Raw genomic sequence first — 17,454 nt, 5'->3', positions numbered from 1 at the left:
CGGGCGCGACCGGATGGCCGCTCGGGGGACGGCCGCGTAGGGACACATCGCGGCCGATGGGCCGTCGCCGGGGACAGCCTCGGCGGCGGGTGGGGCCCGTCGCCGGGGACGGCCTCGACGGCGGATTGGACGCCGCCGGGGACAGCCTCGGCGGCGGGTTGGACGCCGCCGGGCGGCGCGACGTGCGCGCATCGGCGGCCGGGCGACCGGTGAACACCGGGCCCGAGAGCTTCCTGCCGGTCAGCGGGCGGTGCGGGCTGGTGCACTGCGGCGCAGCCGCGTCACCTGCGATCTTCCGGCCTTGGGTGCGAGGGTGCGGTCAGCGATAATGGCGAACATCGAGCCCTCCTTCGGCGCTGCTCGGTGCGGCCGTCCGGTGAGGATGACCATGAGTGACACGACCGGAACTCAACGTGGTGAAGTTATAAACCCCGGAGGGTCGCAAAGTCAATCGTTGATTCAGGGAGGTCGATGTCAATGTCGCTGGCACCGCACCCGGCGGCCGGGGCGACCCCCCTTCCCGGAGCCCGCCCCGGCCGCGATCCCGAACGGGCGATCAAACGCGGCCCGCGCCGCCTGTCCGCCGAGGCGGTGGCGGCGACCCAGCGCGACCGACTGTTCGACGGTCTCGTCCACGAGGTGGCGGCGAGGGGCTACGACAACGCCCGGGTCACCGACATCTGCCGCGCGGCCGGGGTGACCCGCCCCGCCTTCTACACCCTCTTCGCCGGCAAGGAGGACGCCTTCCTGGCCACCTACCGGCACGGCACCGCCGTCCTGCTGCGCCTGATGGACGACGCCTACGCCGCAGCCGGGCCGGACTGGACGGACACCGCGCGGGCCACCCTGCGGACCCTGCTGGAGGTGCTGGCCAGCGTGCCCGCGTTCGCCCGGATGGCGCTGGTGGAGATCGACGCCGCCGGCCCGGCCGCCCGGGGCGAGCGGGACCTGCTACTGGCGGAGTTCCACCGGTTCTTCCGCCCGCCCCGCCCCCGGTCCCCGCTGACCGAACAGGACGACGAACTGCTGGTCACCGCCGTGGTCGGCGGCATCCACACCACCGTCCGGCAGCGGGTCGCCCAGGGCCGCACGGCGGAACTGCCCCAGCTCCTGCCGGCGCTGACGTACGCCATGACGGCACCGTTCCTCGGCCCGGCCGCCGGCGGCCGGGCCGCCCAGGCCTCCGGCGCGGACGCCACCCCGGGCGCTACGGCCCCCTGCGCGGCCGACCCGGCCCACTCGCGCAGGCCGGGCGCCTGACCGACCCGCCGACCACGATCAGAAACCGCTGCGGTTTCTCACTATTGGCCGCATTTCGCAGATCCGCCGATTCCACCGGACGTCAATCTTGACCCGCCCTTTACTCGGCGGTAACTTCGCGGGGCAGCGACCCGAACAGCACAACGCGCAACCAATTCAGATCATCCCCCATGATCCGCGTCGCGTTCATCGCATTGTCGCGGACGAATCGATCTCGAAGAGGAGCCGTCATGTCGGACGACACCGTACCCATCGAGCCGGTCCCGCCCCAGGGCGGCGTGCGCTGGCGGCGGTTCGCGGCCAGCCTGGCCGTCGTCGGCGCCGGCGCCGCAGGAATGGTGGTGCTGACCGCCCAGGGAGTGCTCGGCGCTCAGTTCGCGATCTCCGGAATGCCCTTCGTGGTCACCGCCGACAAGCTCAGCGGGACCGGGTTCGAGCAGTTCGCCACCCTCGACCAGATGATCGAGGACAGCCCCAACCAGGGCGACACGGGCGGCCAGGTCGTCGTGATCGTCTCGGCGATCGACAAGGCCGAGCTGACCAACCTGTGCCAGAGCATCAACCTCGGCGGCATGTACATGAAGCTCACCGCCGGCAACGGCGGCAAGCCGGTCAGCGCCCGCACCCTGGTCGTGGACTCGGACGAGCTCTCCGGCAACGCCTCGTTCAAGTCCATCGACATCGGGCAGGACGCCAGCACGCTGGATCAGGTGCCCGGAGTGCGGGGCAACCCGGGGGTCTTCGGCCAGCAGGCCGACACGGTGACCATCACCGACCTGCGGCAGAACAACTACGCGACCACGGCGGCGGTCTTCACCCTGCCGAACCTGCGGATGCGGTTCACCTCCGAAGGGTGCTGAGATGACCGACGGTGGCGGGGCACGCGTGGCCAGGGCGTGGCGTGGTGGCGGGGCACGCGTGGCCGGGGCAACGCGCGGTGGCGAGACGCGGGGCGGCCGGTGGCGGGCCTGGCGGCGCAGCCGCCCCTTCTGGGGCGGGCTGCTGGTCGCCCTCGGCGGCGCCGAGATCCTGGTGACCCTGCGCGCCCCGCTGCCGGTGATCCTGCACATCGGGCCGCAGGGGCTGGCCGGCTACCTCGTGCCGGTCATCCTGCTGCTCTGCGGCGTGCTGCTGGTGGCCCACCCGCCCCAGCGGATCTTCTACGCGCTGGTCTCCCTGGTGCTCGCCCTGGTCTCCTGGCTGACCTCCAATTTGGGCGGGTTCTTCGTCGGGATGCTGCTCGCGCTGGTCGGCGGTTGCCTGGCGTTCGCCTGGACCCCGGCCAGGACGCCCCGCCCCGGCACCGCCCCGGCGACCCAACCCGCCGCGACGACCGCAGTGGACCCGATGGACCCGGAGGCTCCCGCCGGTCCGGAGGCTCCCGCCGGTCCGGAGGCTCCCGCCGGTCCCGAGCCCGTCCCCGTGACCGACGGGCGGCACCGGTGGGGAGTCGACCAGACGTAGCCGCGCGGGTGGGCGCACCGGACGGCCTGGCCTGCGGGGGCCGGTGAGGGCCGGCACCTTCGGCCAGGGAACGCGCGCCAGCCGGGTGCGCGGCCCCGGCGCCCACCCCCACGACGCGGTGAGCAGGCACTACGCGAGCGAACCGGCCGGGGATGGCTTTCCCGGTGCTGCGGACCCCCGGGCCGTCCGGTGCGTAACCTGTGCCCTGATCGGGTGGCCCTGCGGACAGACCGGCCCACCCGGGACGGGAGAAAAGCATGACCGACGTGCCCACACCAGGACCGGAGCCGTTCGTCCTGGGCCTGGTGGTTCATCCGCGCAACGACGTCAGCGAGTCGGTCGCGACGGTGACGCGGGCCGCCGCGCGTCACGGCTCACCCGTCGTGGCGCGCCCGGGCGACGCCGCCCGGCTGGGCGACGGCGTGCTGGCCATGAACGACCAGGAGTTCGTCGAGCGCGTCGACGCCGTGATCAGCCTCGGCGGGGACGGCACCATGCTCGGCGCCATGCGCCTGATGGCGGGGCGGCAGACTCCCGTGCTCGGCGTCAACCACGGCAACCTCGGGTTCCTCATCGAGGTCTCCCCGGTGCAACTGCCCGCGGCGCTCGAGGAGATGGTCAACGGCCGATTCAGCCTCGAACCACACAGCTGCCTGGAAGTCGACGGCGATACCGACTCCCCCGGGCCGGCGACCTCGTTCAACGACATCGTGCTCACCTGCGAACGGCCAGGGACGGCGGTGACCCTGGACCTGGAGATCAACGACGTCCGCCACGGCTACTACCGTTGTGACGCGGTGATCGCGTGCACGCCCACCGGTTCCACCGCCTACAACTACGCCGCGGGAGGACCGGTCATCTCCCCGTCGATCCCCGCGATCGGGCTGACGCCGGTCGCGCCCATGTCGGGCGTCAGCCGCACCATCGTCCTCGGCGGCGAGGAAACCGTCACGCTCCGCAACCCCTCCGAGGAGGAGACCCTGCGGATGTCCCTCGACGGCGCGGCCGTCAGCCGGATCGGGCCCAGGGGCCACGTGATCCTGCGGCTACGACCGAACGTCGTCAACGTGGTCCGGTTCGACGCCGCCGCACTCGGGCGACGCAACCGCATCAAGCTCAGCCTCCTCGACCTGCCGCTGCGCCCCGACCAACTGCTCGAACTCGTACCCGAGCACCTGCGGGAGCGCGCCCGGCGGCTGCGGCAGTCGCGGGACGAGGCGGCTGCGGCGGACTAGGTTCTGTCGCAATCCTGGGTTCTCCAGCCTCCGGGACTTTCGTTCCGCGCCTTGAGGCTGACCCGAGATCCGGGGGCAGGGCCCCGGCCTCGCCGGTCTGCGCTGTGTCCCCTCTTTCGCGAACGCCCCGGGAGATCACCGCCCCCTGCCGCCCCGCACGCCGGCCAGTCGTGCGGCGGCCGGCCGACTGCGCCCCGCGTCCGGTCGGGGACCTGCCATTCGGCTCCTGTGGAGCTGCCCCGTCTACGCTCCCGCTCAATCGGTAGCACAAACGGGGCAGCTCCACAGGAGCCGAAGGAGGATAGGCCGACCCGGTGAAGGCCGATGATGTCGGCAGCGCGCGCATCCCCTGGGGCCAACGCACGACGGCCGAAACCCTCGGCTGGTTACGCGCCGCCCCACCACCGAGCCTGCGGCAGAACCTAACCGGCGGCGGTGTCCCGGACCGCCTCGGCGAAGACCTCGGAGCGGTGCTCGAAGTTGCGGAACCGCCCGTAGCTGGGCGCGGCCGGGGAGAGCAGCACCACCCCGTCGGCCGGGGTCAGCTCCCGGGCCCGGCGCACGGCGGCGACCAGGTCCTCGACCACCTCGGTACGCACCTTCGGCAGCCCGGCGAGGGCACCCGCGATCCGCTCCCCGCTGTCCGGGATGCCGAGCACGGTCAGCTCCCGCTCGGCCAGGTGCTCGCGCAGCGGCGTGTAGTCCAGCCCCCGGTCGGCGCCCCCGACGATCACCGTCAACGGCCGCCCCTCGTACGCGTCGATCGCGTGCATCGCCGCGTACGGACTGGTGGCCAGGGTGTCGTCGACGAAGGTCAGCCCGGACGGGTCGGCGATCTCGGTGAGCCGGTGGGCCAGCCCCTGGAACCCGGCGACCGCGACGGCGAGGGTGTCCTTCCGGGCCACCACGTCCACGCCGATGGCGTCGAGCACGGCGAGTGCGACACACAGGTTGCCCTCGTTGTGCCGGCCCACCAGGGGCAGCACGGCGCGGGGGAACAGTGGCCGGTCAGCGAGGTGGAACCAGGGCGCGCCGTCCGGGCCGGTGGCCACGTGGGTGGTGTCCGGGGAGCCGGCGCGCACGGCCGACCGGTCGCCCAGTTCGGCGGCGAGCCGCGGATCGGCGCCGTTGACCACCACGGTCTCCGGCCCGTACGCCAGCAGGTTGAGCTTGTCCCGGTAGTACTCCCGCTCGCCGCCGTGCGCGTCCAGGTGCTCGGGGAAGAGCGAGGTGACCACCGCGACCCGGGGCGAGTCGGTCAGGTCGGTGCACTGGTAGCTGGACAGCTCCAGCACGTACAGGTCGGACTCGGGCAGGTCCAGCAGCGGCACCCCGATGTTGCCGCCGAAGACGTTCGACCGGTCGACCGCGGTGAGCAGATGGCTGATCAGGCTGGACGTGGTGGACTTGCCCTTGCTGCCGGTCACCCCGACCGTACGCCGGGCGTGGTCGGCCATCCACAACGCGCTGCCCTGGGTGACGGTGACGCCCCGGCGGCGCAGCTCGACCATCCACGGGTGGGTGTTCGGCACCCCGGGGGAGCGGACCACCACGTCGGCGGCGGCCAGCCGGGCGAGGCCCTCGTCGCCGGTGACCAGCGGGGCCGCCTCGGCCAGCGGGCTGTCCCACGGCAGGGCGAGGAAGTTGGCGCTGTCGTCCACGGCGACCAGGCCGGCCGGGCCGTGCGCGGCGATCGCGGTCACCGCCGCCCGGCCCTCCCGGCCGGCACCCCAGACGGCGACGGCACGTCCGCGCAGGTCAGACAGGCGCACAGGTGTTCTCCTCGGGCTGGGGGACGGTCGGCGGCCCGGTCCGGCGCAGCCGGGCACGGCCGGACGAACCAGGGCCTAGTATGGCGTGTGCCCAACGAGCAGCTCCGGCGGATGGACGCCTTCACCTTCCCGTCCTACTCGATCGACCTCGCCACCGGAGAGGCGTTGTTCGACTACGCCCTCACCGGCCCCGACGGCGAGCAACGGTTCACCGAGGTGATCACCCTGCCGCTGCCGGCCGGGCCACCCTCGGACGAGACGGTGGCCACCCTGGGCCGGGTCCTGGAGCTGCTGCACGTCGTCGCCGGGGTCAGCTACTACAAGGCCGCCGCGCCGCCCCGGCTGGTGCTGCCGGCGCCGCTCGGCCCGGCCGCCGCCGAGCTGGTCACCGCCGTCTACACCAGGGGCCTCGCCGAGTACGCGTACCGCAACCAGCTCCCGCACGTGCTGGAGCTGCTCCCGGAGATCCCCCCGGGCTCGGTGTCGCCCGCCCGCGAGTACGACAACTCCGACCTGCGCCCACTGTCGGCCGTCGGCGGCGGCAAGGACTCCATCGTCAGCCTGGAGGCGCTGCGCCGGGCCGGCCTCGACCCGGTGCCGTTCTCGGTGAACCCGAACCACGTCATCGTCTCCGTCAACGCGGCGTCCGGGCTGGCCCCCCTTGCCGCCCGGCGGCGGCTCGACCCGGTGCTGTTCGACCTCAACGCGGCCGGCGCGCGCAACGGCCACATCCCGGTCACCGCGATCAACTCGCTGATCGCGGTCGCCACGGCGGTGCTCAACGGGCTCGGCCCGGTGGTGATGTCCAACGAGCGGTCCGCGTCCGACCCGAACCTCGTCTGGAACGGGCACGAGATCAACCACCAGTGGTCCAAGGGGGTCGAGGCGGAGGGGCTGCTGCGGGCGGCGCTGGCCGAGCACGCGGGGCTCACCGAGCCGTACTTCTCGCTGCTGCGCTCGCTGTCCGAGCTGCACATCGCCCGGCTGTTCGCCGCGATCGACCGGTACGACGACGTGGTGACGAGCTGCAACGCCGCGTTCAAGCTGCGCGACGCGAGCGAGCGGTGGTGCCGCGACTGCCCGAAGTGCCGGTTCGTCTTCCTGGCCATGGCGCCGTTCATGCCGCGCGAGCGGATCATCCACATCTTCGGCGGCGACCTGCTGGCCGACGCGGCCCAGATCCCCGGGTACCGGGAGCTGCTGGGCGTCGACGGGCACAAGCCGTTCGAGTGCGTCGGCGAGGTCGAGGAGTCGGTGGTGGCGCTCAGCCTGTTGGCCGAGCAGGACCAGTGGCGCGAGGCCCCGACCGTCCGCGCCCTGGTCGACGCGATCCCGGAGACCGCCTGGTCGGCGGCGGCCAACTCGGACGTCTTCACCCCGGGCGGCCCCAACCACATCCCCGCCCCCTACGCCAAGGCCCTGACCGCCCAAACCTGACCCACCCACGCCGGCGGGGGCTGTTTCATGGTGGGCGGCCCCACCCCACCCGGCCCCACCCGGCCCCACCCGGCCCGGCCCCACCTGGCCCCGCCCCGCCCCCACCTGGCCCCGCCCCGGCCCCACCTGGCCCCGCCCCGCCCCGTTGATCATGAAGTTATTGCCGTCCGGCTCCGCGTGTCGTAGCAATAACTTCATGATCAACGGGGCCAGGGAGGGGTGGGGTGGGTCAGGGGGTGCGGACGGCGTCCAGGGCGAGCAGTGCGACGTGTAGGGAGATGCACGCCTCCACGGAGTGGAGGTCGACGTCGAGGATCCGGGCGATGCGGGCCAGCCGCTCGTAGAAGGCGGGCCGGGACAGGTGTGCCGCGGCGGCACCGGCCGACTTGTTCCGGCCCTGCTCCAGGTACGCCCGCAGGGTGCCGAGCAGCTGCTCCCGGGGGTGCCGGGCGTCGTACGCCAGCAGTGCGCCCAGCTCGCGCTCGACGAAGGTCTGGAGGCGCGGCTCGTCCCGCAGCAGGTGCAGCAGGCCGGCCAGCCCGACATGCGGCAGCCGGAAGATCGGCAGGTCCCTGCGGTCCCGGCGGGCCGCGTCGGCGACCTGCCGCGCCTCGACCAGCGAACGGCGTGCCTCCCGCAGGCTGCCCACCCCGGACCCGGCGGCGACGATCACCGAGGCCGGCCCGGCGGTCCGGAGCAGCGACGGCGGTGCGCCGGTCCCGGCGGTCCGGGCGTGCGGGGGCGCGCCGAGCCCGGCCAGGGCCGCAGGGCCGGCGCCGCCCGGCCGGACGGACCCGGCACCCGCAGCGGTCGTACCGGTTCGGGCGGACCCGGCACCCGCAGCGGTCGTACCGGTTCGGACGGACCCGGCACCCGCAGCGGTCGTACCGGTTCGGACGGACCCGGCACCCGCAGCGGTCGTACCGGTTCGGGCGGACCCGGCACCCGCAGCGCTCGTACCGGTTCGGGCGGACCCGGCACCCGCAGCGCTCGTACCGGTTCGGGCGGACCCGGCACCCGCAGCGCTCGTACCGGTTCGGGCGGGGGTAGCACCCGGGGCGGATCCGCCGGGGCGGGCGGGGACCGCGTCGGGCGGGCGGGGCGGGGCGGCGTCCATCCGGTTGCGGCGCAGCGCCGCGGCGAAGGCGGCCAGCGCCCGCTCCTCGGCCGCCGCGTCGGGCAGGGCGAGCAGCACGCCGACGGCCTGGTCGTCGATGGCGCTGCTCAACCCGATCAGCTTCGCCTCGTCCAGGGCCTGCCCGACCGCCTCGGACAGGTCCCGCAGCCGGGCCGGTCCGGCCTCCGGGTCGACCTGGCCGGACTCGCCCGGGCTGCCCACCTCGGCGGCCGGCTCGTCGGCCCGGTACCGCACCACCACGCCGACCAGGTGCCGGCGTTCCAGCACCACCCCGAGCGCCCGGGCCCGCAGGGCCACCTCGTCGACGGGGCGGGAGTGGTCCAGCAGGGCGGTGAGCAGCGTCCGGTGGATCTGCCGCTCCAACCCTTCCGCGTCGCGGCGGATCAGCCGCCCCAGCGCGAGGGCGGAGGCGGCCCGCTCGACGAGGATGGTCAGCCGGGTCGGCGGTCCACCCGGGACCTGCCCAACTTGACCCGCCTCCAGGTCCGGCATCCCGTCGGGGACCGGCGCGGGGGTGGTCAGCTCACCGCCGCCCGGCCAGCGCAGCAGCAGCCGGCCCCAGTCCTGCCCACGGGCCCCGACGGTGGTCACCAGCCAGCCACTGTCCGAGTCGTACGCGGTGCGCCCGGCCGGGCTGATCCGCCGCGAGTGCTGCTCCCAGCCGTCCAGCAGCAGCTCGGCGCTCTCCCCCGCCGGGTCGTACGCGAGCACCTGCCGGGACAGGTTCTCCAGCACCACCGGGCAGCCGGACAGCTCGGCGGCCTGCCGGACCACCTCCGCCGGGCCGGCGCCCTCGACCGACAGCTCGGTGAACCGCTGGTGGATCTCCTCGGTCGCCCGCAACTCGGTGAGCTGGGCGTCGACGATCAGCGCGTGCACGGCCTCGGTCACCCGGACGAACGGGGTGGCCCGGCGCAACTCCACCAGCGGCAGGCCGCGCCGCTCGGCGGCGGCGGCCATCACCCGGGGCACGCCGCTGACGTACCGGCGACCCAGCTCGACCACCAGACCGGAGACCCCGACGTCGGCCAGTGCGCCGATGAACACGCGCAGGCCGGCGTCGTCGGCGGGCAGCCCGATGCCGGTGGTGAGCACCAGTTCGCCGCCGCGCAGCAGGGTGGCGATGTCCGGCACCTCGGCCACGTGCACCCAGCGCACCGGCCGGTCCAGGCCAGCCTCCCCGGCGACCAGGCGGGGCGCGCCATGGCGGACCGGGTCCAACGCAAGGACCTCACGGACGGTAGGGAACACGGGCGACACGCTACCGTCCGTGACGTCGATCCTGTACCACCAGTCGGCCCGGCCGTGCCCCCTCGACATCGATCTTGTGCAGTACGGTGCCTTTCGATCACGACCAATCGGAAGGAGCGGCATGGACGGGACAACTGTCAGCCGGCGCGGGTTCGGCAAGCTGGTGGGCGCCGCCGCAGGGGCGGGGGCGCTGGGGGCGCTGGGGGTGGGCGCGACGGCGGCCCAGGCGTTGCCGGACACCTGGACCGCCACCGGCACCACGGTCGCCGCGCTGAGCGCGTTCGACAACGCGATGAAGGCGTTCATGCAGGCCAGACACATATCCGCCGGGCAGCTCGCGGTCACCTACCAGGGGCGGTTGGTGCTCGCCCGGGGGTACGGCGACAACTCCCCCCAGCCCATCCAGCCGACCTCGCTGTTCCGGGTGGCCAGCCTCTCCAAGTCGCTGACCGCCGCCGCGCTGGTCCGGCTGGCCCAGGACGGCAAGCTGGGCCTCGACGATCCGATCACGCAGTTCCTCCAGTTCACCCCGCCGGCCGGCCAGGCGACCGATTCCCGGCTGCCCCAGGTCACCCTCCGGCGGCTGCTCCAGCACACCGGCGGTTGGAACCGGGACCTGACGGCGTTCGACCCCCTGTTCAAGGACGGGGTCATCGCCAGCTCGCTCGGGGTGCCGATGGAGCTGACGCACGCCGATGTCATCCGGTACATGTCCGGCCAGCCGCTGTCGCACGCCCCCGGCTCGACGGTCTCCTACAGCAACTACGGCTACCTGCTGGCCGGTCGGATCGTGGAGAAGGTCAGCGGCCTGCCCTACGAGACGTACGTGCGGCAGAAGCTGCTCGCGCCGCTGGGCATCACCCGGATGGCGACCGGGTGGACGATCAGCCCGCACAGCGGCGAGGTCGGCTACGAGTCCCAGTACACGGGCCCGACCGTGCTGGACAACTCCGGCACGGTCGTCAACGCCCCGTACGGCACGTTCAGCATGCGGCTGCACGACGCCAACGGCGGCTGGCTCGCCTCGGCGGTCGACCTGGTCCGCTGGGCCCGCGCGTTCGAAAGTGGCAGCCCGGTGCTCAACAGCACCTCGACCGGGCAGGTCTTCGCCACGCCCGCCGGGCTCGGGGTGAACCCGGACGGTTGGTACTACGGGATGGGCTGGGCGGCCCGCCCGGTCACCGGCGGCACCGGACGCAACATCTGGCACACCGGCAGCTTCGCCGGTACGTACAGCCTGCTGGTCCGCACGTACCACGGGCTGAGCTGGGCGGCGGTGTTCAACCGGCGCGACGATCCCTCCGGGCTGAGCTACGCCCCGATCGACTCCGCGCTGTGGACGGCGTCGAGCGCCGTGACGAGCTGGCCGACCCACAACTTCTGGTCGACGTACTTCCCCGCCTGACCCGGCCGCCAGCGGTGGGCGGAACGTCGCCCGCCGCCGGCGCGGGGACGGAGACGCCCGTCCCGTGGCCCGGAACGGGCGGACGTTCCGGGCCCGCGGGCGCGGCTGATCCGCCGCGATTGCTGCTGCCGCCGCTCAGTCCCGGGCCCGCGCCCAGTTGAGGACCGGTACTCCACCAGCAGGCCGGGCCGGCTGGCCGGCCGCGGAGGTCGCGGATGGCGGTGGTGATCGGGGTCGAGACCACCGGAAGCAGGTCCCGCGTCGCGGCGGGGCGGTGTTCGGGGCGGGGCCGGACGCCGCGGCACCACCGTTGGACCTTCAAAACCCTCCGCAAGGTCAGCCCGCGTCCCTGGAAGATCGGGTACATCGTCACTGCGACCCTGGCCCAGGGCCCTGAGGGTCTCCGGCTTGGCAGGCCCCAGGGGACGCGCGCGCTGCCGACACCATCGACCCCTGCCGGGTCGGGTCGACCCGCCCTGCGTCGGCCCCTATGGAGCTGCCCCGTTTGTGCTGTCGGTGGAGTGGGAGCGTGGACGGGGCAGCTCCATAGGGGCCGAAGGGCAGGTCCCTGACCGGGTGGGGGCATTCATCAGGCCGCCGCCCGACCGCCCGGTGTACGGGCCGGCGTGGCGGCGACCTCCCGGGGGCATGTGCGGGAGAGGGGACATGGCCGAGGACCGGCCAGACCGAGGCCCTGGCCAAAGGATCTCGGGTCATCCGCAAGGAGCGGAACGGGATTCCCGGAAGATGAATGAACCCCGTCACTCGGAAACGCTCGTTCAGTCCCATAAATACCCGACGGGTACTGACGGATTCTGGACAGAAAGTGATTCGTGAGGCAACGGTCCGTCGCTGTTCGGTATTGTCGGCGACACCAACGCCGAGAAGTCACCCCGAGGAGCGGAATTGCTCTACATCAACAAGGTGCCGATCCCCGACCTGAGCGTCGAGGGCGCGGTGGCTCCGCACGCTCAAGACATTGAGAGCGCATTCACCAAGTTCATCGAATCAAGCGGGGAGGCCCTCGACAACCCCACCAAACAATCAGTTCTCGAACAGTTGATCAGGTGGTCCGGGCCGGCGGGAAAGGAAATGTTCCCGTCCTGGTTGGCGGCCGTACGCGCCGCTAACGCCAAAGTCAAGACCGGCGGGCTTCTCGGGGCCAGCCGCATGGAGGAGGCGAAAGCCCACAACGAAGAGCACTTCAACATGGCCATGGGCAGCGTCAACTGGGCCAACTGCGGCAAGACCTCCGACAACATCCTGTTCGAGCTGAAGAAACTCCACCCCGAACTCGCGGACGGAATCACGAACGTAGAGCGGCTGACGGTCCCCGCCGGCAAGGGCGAAGCGGCGAGGCAGGCTCTCAGCGCAGTGCCGCAACAAGGGCAGATCCTGCTCCTCGACTGCACCTTTCCCTTGGTCCACACATTCGTACTTGAGGTCCACTCGAACGGGAACCGCTACCTGTGCCAGGGTTACCAGGGCGCTTATTTCACCAGCTGGTGGACGGGCAAGGACGACAGCGGTCTGAACATCGGCAAAGAGCAGGACAAGGACGTCACCGAAGCGGACCGGATCCGGCTGAACGGGATCCGGGATGGATGGGGCCTCGGCAAGACCATTCCCGTCGACAGGTTCGAAGCCATGGTGCGCACCCTCGCCAAGGCGCTCGACATCGCTGGCGCGCAGGACATCGCCGAGGACCACAACGACAGCGACAAGGTGGCCGAACTCGCGGAACGCGAGACCGCCGCGTGGCGTGCGTTCGCGAATTTTTGGTTGGACCTGCCGTTCTTCCCGGTCAAGAGGGAGGCCGACAGCATCGGAAAGCGGACCACGCGCCCCGAGATCCAGATCACCCGCATCCAGTTGCCGGACCTCACCAAGGGCGCCGGCACCTCGATCTCCGTCTCGGTGGTGCCCAACTCCATCAAGGGCTGACGCCTCCTCAGGCCGGGTCGTCGCGGCCCAGCTCCCAGCAGGTCGCGGCGGCTGCGGCGGCCGCGGCGGCCGCGGCGGCCACGTTGAGCGAGTCCACGCCCCGGCGCATCGGGATCACCACCCGCACGTCGCTGGCGTCCATCGCGGCCCGGGTCAGCCCGGCCCCCTCCGCGCCGAGCAGCAGCGCCGAGCGGGCCCGGGCGGCGGGTTCGAGCCCTACGGCTTACCGATCCCGTCCCGAGGCGTCGCTCAGTCGACGCCGAACTCCATCGCGGCGCGGTCAAGTGCCTCGTCGTCGGCGGAGGAGACGCCCCGGGAGGCGATCGCTTCCGCGCCGCCCTGTGGCATCGCACCGATCAGCCCGGTCGAGGCTGCCTGTGCAGCGCCGACCATCCGCTGAGGGGTCGTGCCGCCGACCATGCCAAGGGTGGCGTACTGCTCCAGCTTCGCCCGCGAGTCGGCGATGTCCAGGTTGCGCATGGTGAGCTGGCCGATCCGGTCCGACGGGCCGAACGCCGAGTCCTCGGTACGCTCCATCGACAGCTTGTCCGGGTGGTAGCTGAACGCCGGGCCGGTAGTGTCCAGGATCGAGTAGTCCTCGCCCCGGCGCAGCCGCAACGTCACCTCGCCGGTGACCGCCGTGCCGACCCAGCGCTGCAACGACTCGCGCAGCATCAGCGCCTGCGGGTCCAGCCAACGCCCCTCGTACATCAGCCGACCGAGGCGGCGGCCCTCGTTGTGGTAGTTCGCCACGGTGTCCTCGTTGTGGATGGCGTTGACCAGCCGTTCGTACGCGGCATGCAGCAGCGCCATGCCCGGCGCCTCGTAGATGCCCCGGCTCTTGGCCTCGATGATCCGGTTCTCGATCTGGTCCGACATGCCCAGGCCGTGCCGGCCGCCGATGGCGTTGGCCTCCAGCACCAGATCGACGGGGCTGCCGAACTCCTTACCGTTGATCGTCACCGGGCGACCCTGGTCAAAGCCGATCGTGACATCCTCGGTCGGGATCTCCACCGACGGGTCCCAGAACCGGACTCCCATGATCGGGTTGACCGTCTCGATGCCGGTGTCGAGGTGCTCGAGGGTCTTCGCCTCGTGCGTGGCGCCCCAGATGTTGGCGTCGGTGGAGTACGCCTTCTCGGTGCTGTCCCGGTACGGCAGGTCGCGTTCGAGCAGCCACTCCGACATCTCCTTACGCCCGCCCAGTTCGGTGACGAAGTCGGTGTCGAGCCACGGCTTGTAGATGCGTAGCTGCGGGTTGGCCAGCAGGCCGTACCGGTAGAACCGCTCGATGTCGTTGCCCTTGAAGGTCGAGCCGTCGCCCCAGATCTGGACGTCGTCCGAGATCATCGCCCGTACCAGCAGGGTCCCCGTCACGGCCCGGCCCAGCGGGGTGGTGTTGAAGTACGCCCGCCCGCCCGAGCGGATGTGGAAGGCCCCGCAGGTCAACGCTGCCAGGCCCTCCTCGACCAGGGCGGCGCGGCAATCGACCAGGCGGGCGACCTCGGCGCCGTAGCTGAGCGCGCGACCGGGCACCGAGGCGATGTCTGGCTCGTCGTACTGGCCGATGTCAGCGGTGTAGGCGCAGGGAACGGCGCCCTTGTCGCGCATCCAGGCGACCGCGACCGAGGTGTCGAGGCCGCCGGAGAAGGCGATGCCGACACGCTCGCCGATGGGCAGGGAGGTGAGAACCTTGGACACCAGGAAGACTATGCACTAGACCGCATCATCATGCAAACCGAAGTGCTCGGCTGGACCGGCGTCAGCCCGGTGGGTCGTCGCGACCCAGTTCCCAGAACGCCACCGCCGCAGCGGCGGCGACATTCAACGAATCCACTCCGCGCCGCATCGGGATGACCACCCGTACGTCGCTGGCGGACTGGGCCGCCGCGGTGAGGCCGGGACCCTCGGCTCCCAGCAGCAGCGCTGCCCGCTCGCGCTGCGCCGGAGTCAACCGCTGGATCGGTACGGCGTCCGGAGCCGGCGTCATGGCGAGCACGGTGAAGCCCGCTTCCCGCACCTGGTCCAAACCCGCGGGCCAGCGCTCGTGCTTGGCGTACGGAACCGCGAAGACCTCCCCCATGCTGACCCGCACGCTGCGCCGGTAGAGGGGGTCGGCGCAGGACGGGGACAGCAGCACCGCGTCGATGCCAAGCGCGGCGGCCCCCCTGAAAACCGCGCCGAGGTTGGTGTGGTTGTTGACGTCCTCCAGGATCACCACCCGCCGGGCGTCGGCGAGCACCTCGGCCACGTCCGGCAGCGGCTTGCGGCGGAACGAGGCGAGCACCCCCCGGTGCACGTGGAAGCCGGTGGCCCGCTCCAGCACCTCCTGGGTGGCCGCGTACACGGGGGCGTCGCCGGTGTCGAGGTCGGCGAGCTGATCGGCCCGCTTGGCGTCGACCAGGAACGACCGGGCCGGGTAGCCGGCCCGCAGCGCCCGGCGCAGCACCAGCTCCCCCTCGGCGATGAACAGGCCGTGCGGCGGCTCCCACCGGGTGCGCAGCTCCACGTCGGTGAGGGCGCGGTAGTCGGAGATCCGGTCGTCGTCGGGGTCGGTGATCTGGTGGACGGACACCCGGCGATTCTGCCGGACCGCGCCGCCGGCCCCGCGCGCCGGTCGTCCCGGGGCGTTTTCCACGGGTACGACGGGGAACGCGCCCGAGGACAGCGGACGCGACCGGAGGGACCAGACGGGTGAGCGCGAACCAGGCAGGCGGGCCGACCCCGGACGGACAGGGTGGCCTGCCGAAGGGCGCCACCGTCGCCGACCACATCGTGGCCCGGCTGTCCCTGTGGGGCGTCCGCCGGTACTTCGGCCTCCCCGGCGACGGCATCAACGGCATGACCTCGGCGCTGCAACGCGCCGCCGGGCGGGCGGAGTTCGTCCAGGTGCGGCACGAGGAGACCGCCGGTTTCGCCGCCTCGGCCCACGTGAAGTACGGCGGCGGCCCGCTCGGCTGCGCCCTCGTCACCAGCGGCCCCGGGGCGGTCCACCTGCTCAACGGCCTGTACGACGCGAAGCTGGACCACCAGCCGGTGGTGGCCCTGGTCGGGAACACCGCGCTGACCGCCGAGGGCGGCGGCTACTACCAGGAGATCGACCTGCTCGCCCTCTACAAGGATGTCGCCTCGGCGTTCCTGGCCCAACTCGACGACCCGTCCCAGGTGCGGCATCTGGTGGACCGGGCCTGCCGGACGGCGCTGGCCCGGCGTACCGTCACCGCGCTGGTGCTCCCCCTGGACGTGCAGGACCGGCCGGCGGTGCCGGACCCGCCGCACGCGCACGGCTACTACCACACCAGCGCCGTGCCGAGCAGCGCCACCACCGTGCCGCCGGAGGCGGACGTGCGCCGGGCCGCCGAGGTGCTGCGCGGCGGCGAGCGGGTGGCGATGCTGGTCGGCCAGGGCGCGCTGGGCGCCGAGGCCGAGGTACGCCAGGTCGCCGAACGGCTCGGCGCCGGGGTGGCCGCCGCCCTGCTCGGGTTCGCCGCCGTCGACCACCGCGAGCCGTGGGTCACCGGGGCGATCGGGCTGCTCGGCACCCGGCCGAGCTGGCAGCTCATGCGCGACTGCGACCGGCTGCTGATCGTGGGCAGCAACATGCCGTACTCGGAGTTCTACCCGCCCGAGGGGCAGGCCCGGGCCGTGCAGATCGACGTGGACGGCAGCCGGATGGGGCTGCGCTACCCCACCGAGGTCAACCTCACCGGCGACGCCGGGCCGACGCTGCGGGCGCTGCTGCGCGAGTTGGGCCCCGGCCCGGCCCCGACCGCCTGGCGGCAGAAGATCGTCGACGCCACCTCCGCCTGGCGGCGTGCCCAGCGGGAGATCGCCGGCCAGCCCGCCGACCCGGTGAACCCGCAGTCGCTGTTCACGGCGCTGGACGACCAGCTACCGGGGGACGTGATGCTCTCGGTGGACTGCGGCACCAGCACCGCCTGGTACGCCCGGCACGTGCGGGTCCGCCCCGGGATGCTGGCCAGCCTGTCGGGCACCCTGCTGTCCATGGGCGGGGGCATGCCGTACGGGATCGCGGCCAAGTTCGCCCACCCGGACCGGCCGCTGGTGGCGCTGCTCGGCGACGGGGCGATGCAGATGAACGGGGTCAACGAGCTGATCACCGTGGCGAAGTACTGGCGGAGCTGGTCGGACCCCCGGTTCGTGGTGCTGGTGCTGAACAACCGGGACCTCGCCTTCGTCAGCTGGGAGCAGCGCTCCACCGAGGGCACGCCGATGTTCCCGGCCAGCCAGGACCTGCCCGACGTCGACTACCACCGGTGGGCGGAGGTGCTCGGCCTGCGCGGCGTCCTGGTCGACTCCCCCGACCAGGTGCCGAACGTGTGGCAGCGCGCCCTGACCGCCGACCGGCCGACGGTGATCAACGCGGTGGTGGACTCGGCGGAGCTGATGCTGCCCCCGCACTTCACCGCCGAACAGGCGCGCAACACGGCGGCGGCGATGCTGCGCGGCGACGCCGACCGGGCGGGGATCATCCGGCGCGGCCTGCCCAGCGCCGTCGCCACCTGGCGTCCCCGCCGCCGCTGAGCG

General features: G+C 72.6%; 12 protein-coding genes and 1 pseudogene. 8 read left to right on the top strand and 5 right to left on the bottom strand.

The genetic code is table 11. From position 1 onward, the window contains the following. Nucleotides 1-477 precede the first annotated feature (477 nt). From OG559_RS21965 to OG559_RS21950, 4 genes are all read left to right on the top strand, one after another. Nucleotides 478-1,260, top strand: coding sequence for a TetR/AcrR family transcriptional regulator (locus OG559_RS21965; protein WP_405106486.1), 783 nt, complete (start codon nt 478-480; stop codon nt 1,258-1,260). Between the two features lie 230 nt (nt 1,261-1,490). Continuing rightward, the gene (locus OG559_RS21960; RefSeq protein WP_405106484.1) at nt 1,491-2,120 is read left to right on the top strand and encodes a DUF6230 family protein; all 630 of its coding nucleotides are present in this window, start codon (nt 1,491-1,493) and stop codon (nt 2,118-2,120) included. A 1-nt stretch (nt 2,121) separates the two neighbouring features. Beyond that, entirely contained in the window at nt 2,122-2,724 is a 603-nt protein-coding gene (locus OG559_RS21955; RefSeq protein WP_405106482.1) for a DUF6114 domain-containing protein, read from the top strand. A 257-nt stretch (nt 2,725-2,981) separates the two neighbouring features. Continuing rightward, entirely contained in the window at nt 2,982-3,959 is a 978-nt protein-coding gene (locus OG559_RS21950; protein WP_405106480.1) for an NAD(+)/NADH kinase, read from the top strand. A 422-nt stretch (nt 3,960-4,381) separates the two neighbouring features. Here the strand turns inward: OG559_RS21950 and murD are convergent, their stop codons facing one another. Continuing rightward, a complete protein-coding gene (gene murD, locus OG559_RS21945) occupies nt 4,382-5,731 on the bottom strand; it encodes a UDP-N-acetylmuramoyl-L-alanine--D-glutamate ligase (protein ID WP_405106478.1) in 1,350 nt (449 codons plus the stop codon). A gap of 87 nt (nt 5,732-5,818) precedes the next feature. Between murD and OG559_RS21940 the strand changes: the two genes are divergently transcribed. Continuing rightward, complete coding sequence (locus tag OG559_RS21940) at nt 5,819-7,168, top strand: hypothetical protein (protein ID WP_405106476.1); 1,350 nt, start codon at nt 5,819-5,821, stop codon at nt 7,166-7,168. A gap of 229 nt (nt 7,169-7,397) precedes the next feature. On the opposite strand, the gene OG559_RS21935 is transcribed toward OG559_RS21940, so the two are convergent. Next, nucleotides 7,398-9,557: a PucR family transcriptional regulator ligand-binding domain-containing protein gene (locus OG559_RS21935; protein WP_405106474.1), complete on the bottom strand. Its 2,160-nt coding sequence runs from the start codon at nt 9,555-9,557 to the stop codon at nt 7,398-7,400. 121 nt (nt 9,558-9,678) lie between these two features. Between OG559_RS21935 and OG559_RS21930 the strand changes: the two genes are divergently transcribed. Together OG559_RS21930 and OG559_RS21925 are read left to right on the top strand one after the other, a co-directional pair. Then, the gene (locus OG559_RS21930) at nt 9,679-10,962 is read left to right on the top strand and encodes a serine hydrolase domain-containing protein (protein ID WP_405106473.1); all 1,284 of its coding nucleotides are present in this window, start codon (nt 9,679-9,681) and stop codon (nt 10,960-10,962) included. A gap of 906 nt (nt 10,963-11,868) precedes the next feature. After that, a complete protein-coding gene (locus tag OG559_RS21925; protein WP_405106471.1) occupies nt 11,869-12,906 on the top strand; it encodes a hypothetical protein in 1,038 nt (345 codons plus the stop codon). Nucleotides 12,907-12,913: 7 nt separating this feature from the next. Here OG559_RS21925 and OG559_RS21920 read toward each other — a convergent pair. From OG559_RS21920 to OG559_RS21910, 3 genes and pseudogenes are all read right to left on the bottom strand, one after another. Next, nucleotides 12,914-13,120 (bottom strand): annotated as a pseudogene (locus tag OG559_RS21920) (TrmH family RNA methyltransferase); the annotation flags it as partial. Nucleotides 13,121-13,155: 35 nt separating this feature from the next. Then, entirely contained in the window at nt 13,156-14,607 is a 1,452-nt protein-coding gene (gene argG / locus OG559_RS21915) for an argininosuccinate synthase (protein ID WP_405106469.1), read from the bottom strand. Nucleotides 14,608-14,668: 61 nt separating this feature from the next. After that, the gene (locus OG559_RS21910; RefSeq protein WP_405106467.1) at nt 14,669-15,544 is read right to left on the bottom strand and encodes a TrmH family RNA methyltransferase; all 876 of its coding nucleotides are present in this window, start codon (nt 15,542-15,544) and stop codon (nt 14,669-14,671) included. Between the two features lie 56 nt (nt 15,545-15,600). Here OG559_RS21910 and OG559_RS21905 point away from each other — a divergent pair, with 56 nt between their 5' ends. Beyond that, a complete protein-coding gene (locus OG559_RS21905; RefSeq protein WP_405106465.1) occupies nt 15,601-17,451 on the top strand; it encodes a thiamine pyrophosphate-requiring protein in 1,851 nt (616 codons plus the stop codon). The last annotated feature ends 3 nt before the right edge of the window (nt 17,452-17,454 follow it).

Source organism: Micromonospora sp. NBC_01405 (genome assembly GCF_045040155.1).
Lineage (GTDB): Bacteria > Actinomycetota > Actinomycetes > Mycobacteriales > Micromonosporaceae > Micromonospora.
The sequence above is the reverse complement of the archived record's forward strand: the minus strand, read 5'-3'. Positions and strand labels throughout refer to the sequence as shown.

Bases quoted from the DNA above. Each gene is read 5' to 3' on its own strand.
- OG559_RS21930 (WP_405106473.1), top strand. From the start codon at position 9,679: ATGGACGGGACAACTGTCAGCCGGCGCGGGTTCGGCAAGCTGGTGGGC.
- OG559_RS21955 (WP_405106482.1), top strand. From the start codon at position 2,122: ATGACCGACGGTGGCGGGGCACGCGTGGCCAGGGCGTGGCGTGGTGGC.
- OG559_RS21960 (WP_405106484.1), top strand. From the start codon at position 1,491: ATGTCGGACGACACCGTACCCATCGAGCCGGTCCCGCCCCAGGGCGGC.
- OG559_RS21965 (WP_405106486.1), top strand. From the start codon at position 478: ATGTCGCTGGCACCGCACCCGGCGGCCGGGGCGACCCCCCTTCCCGGA.
- OG559_RS21950 (WP_405106480.1), top strand. From the start codon at position 2,982: ATGACCGACGTGCCCACACCAGGACCGGAGCCGTTCGTCCTGGGCCTG.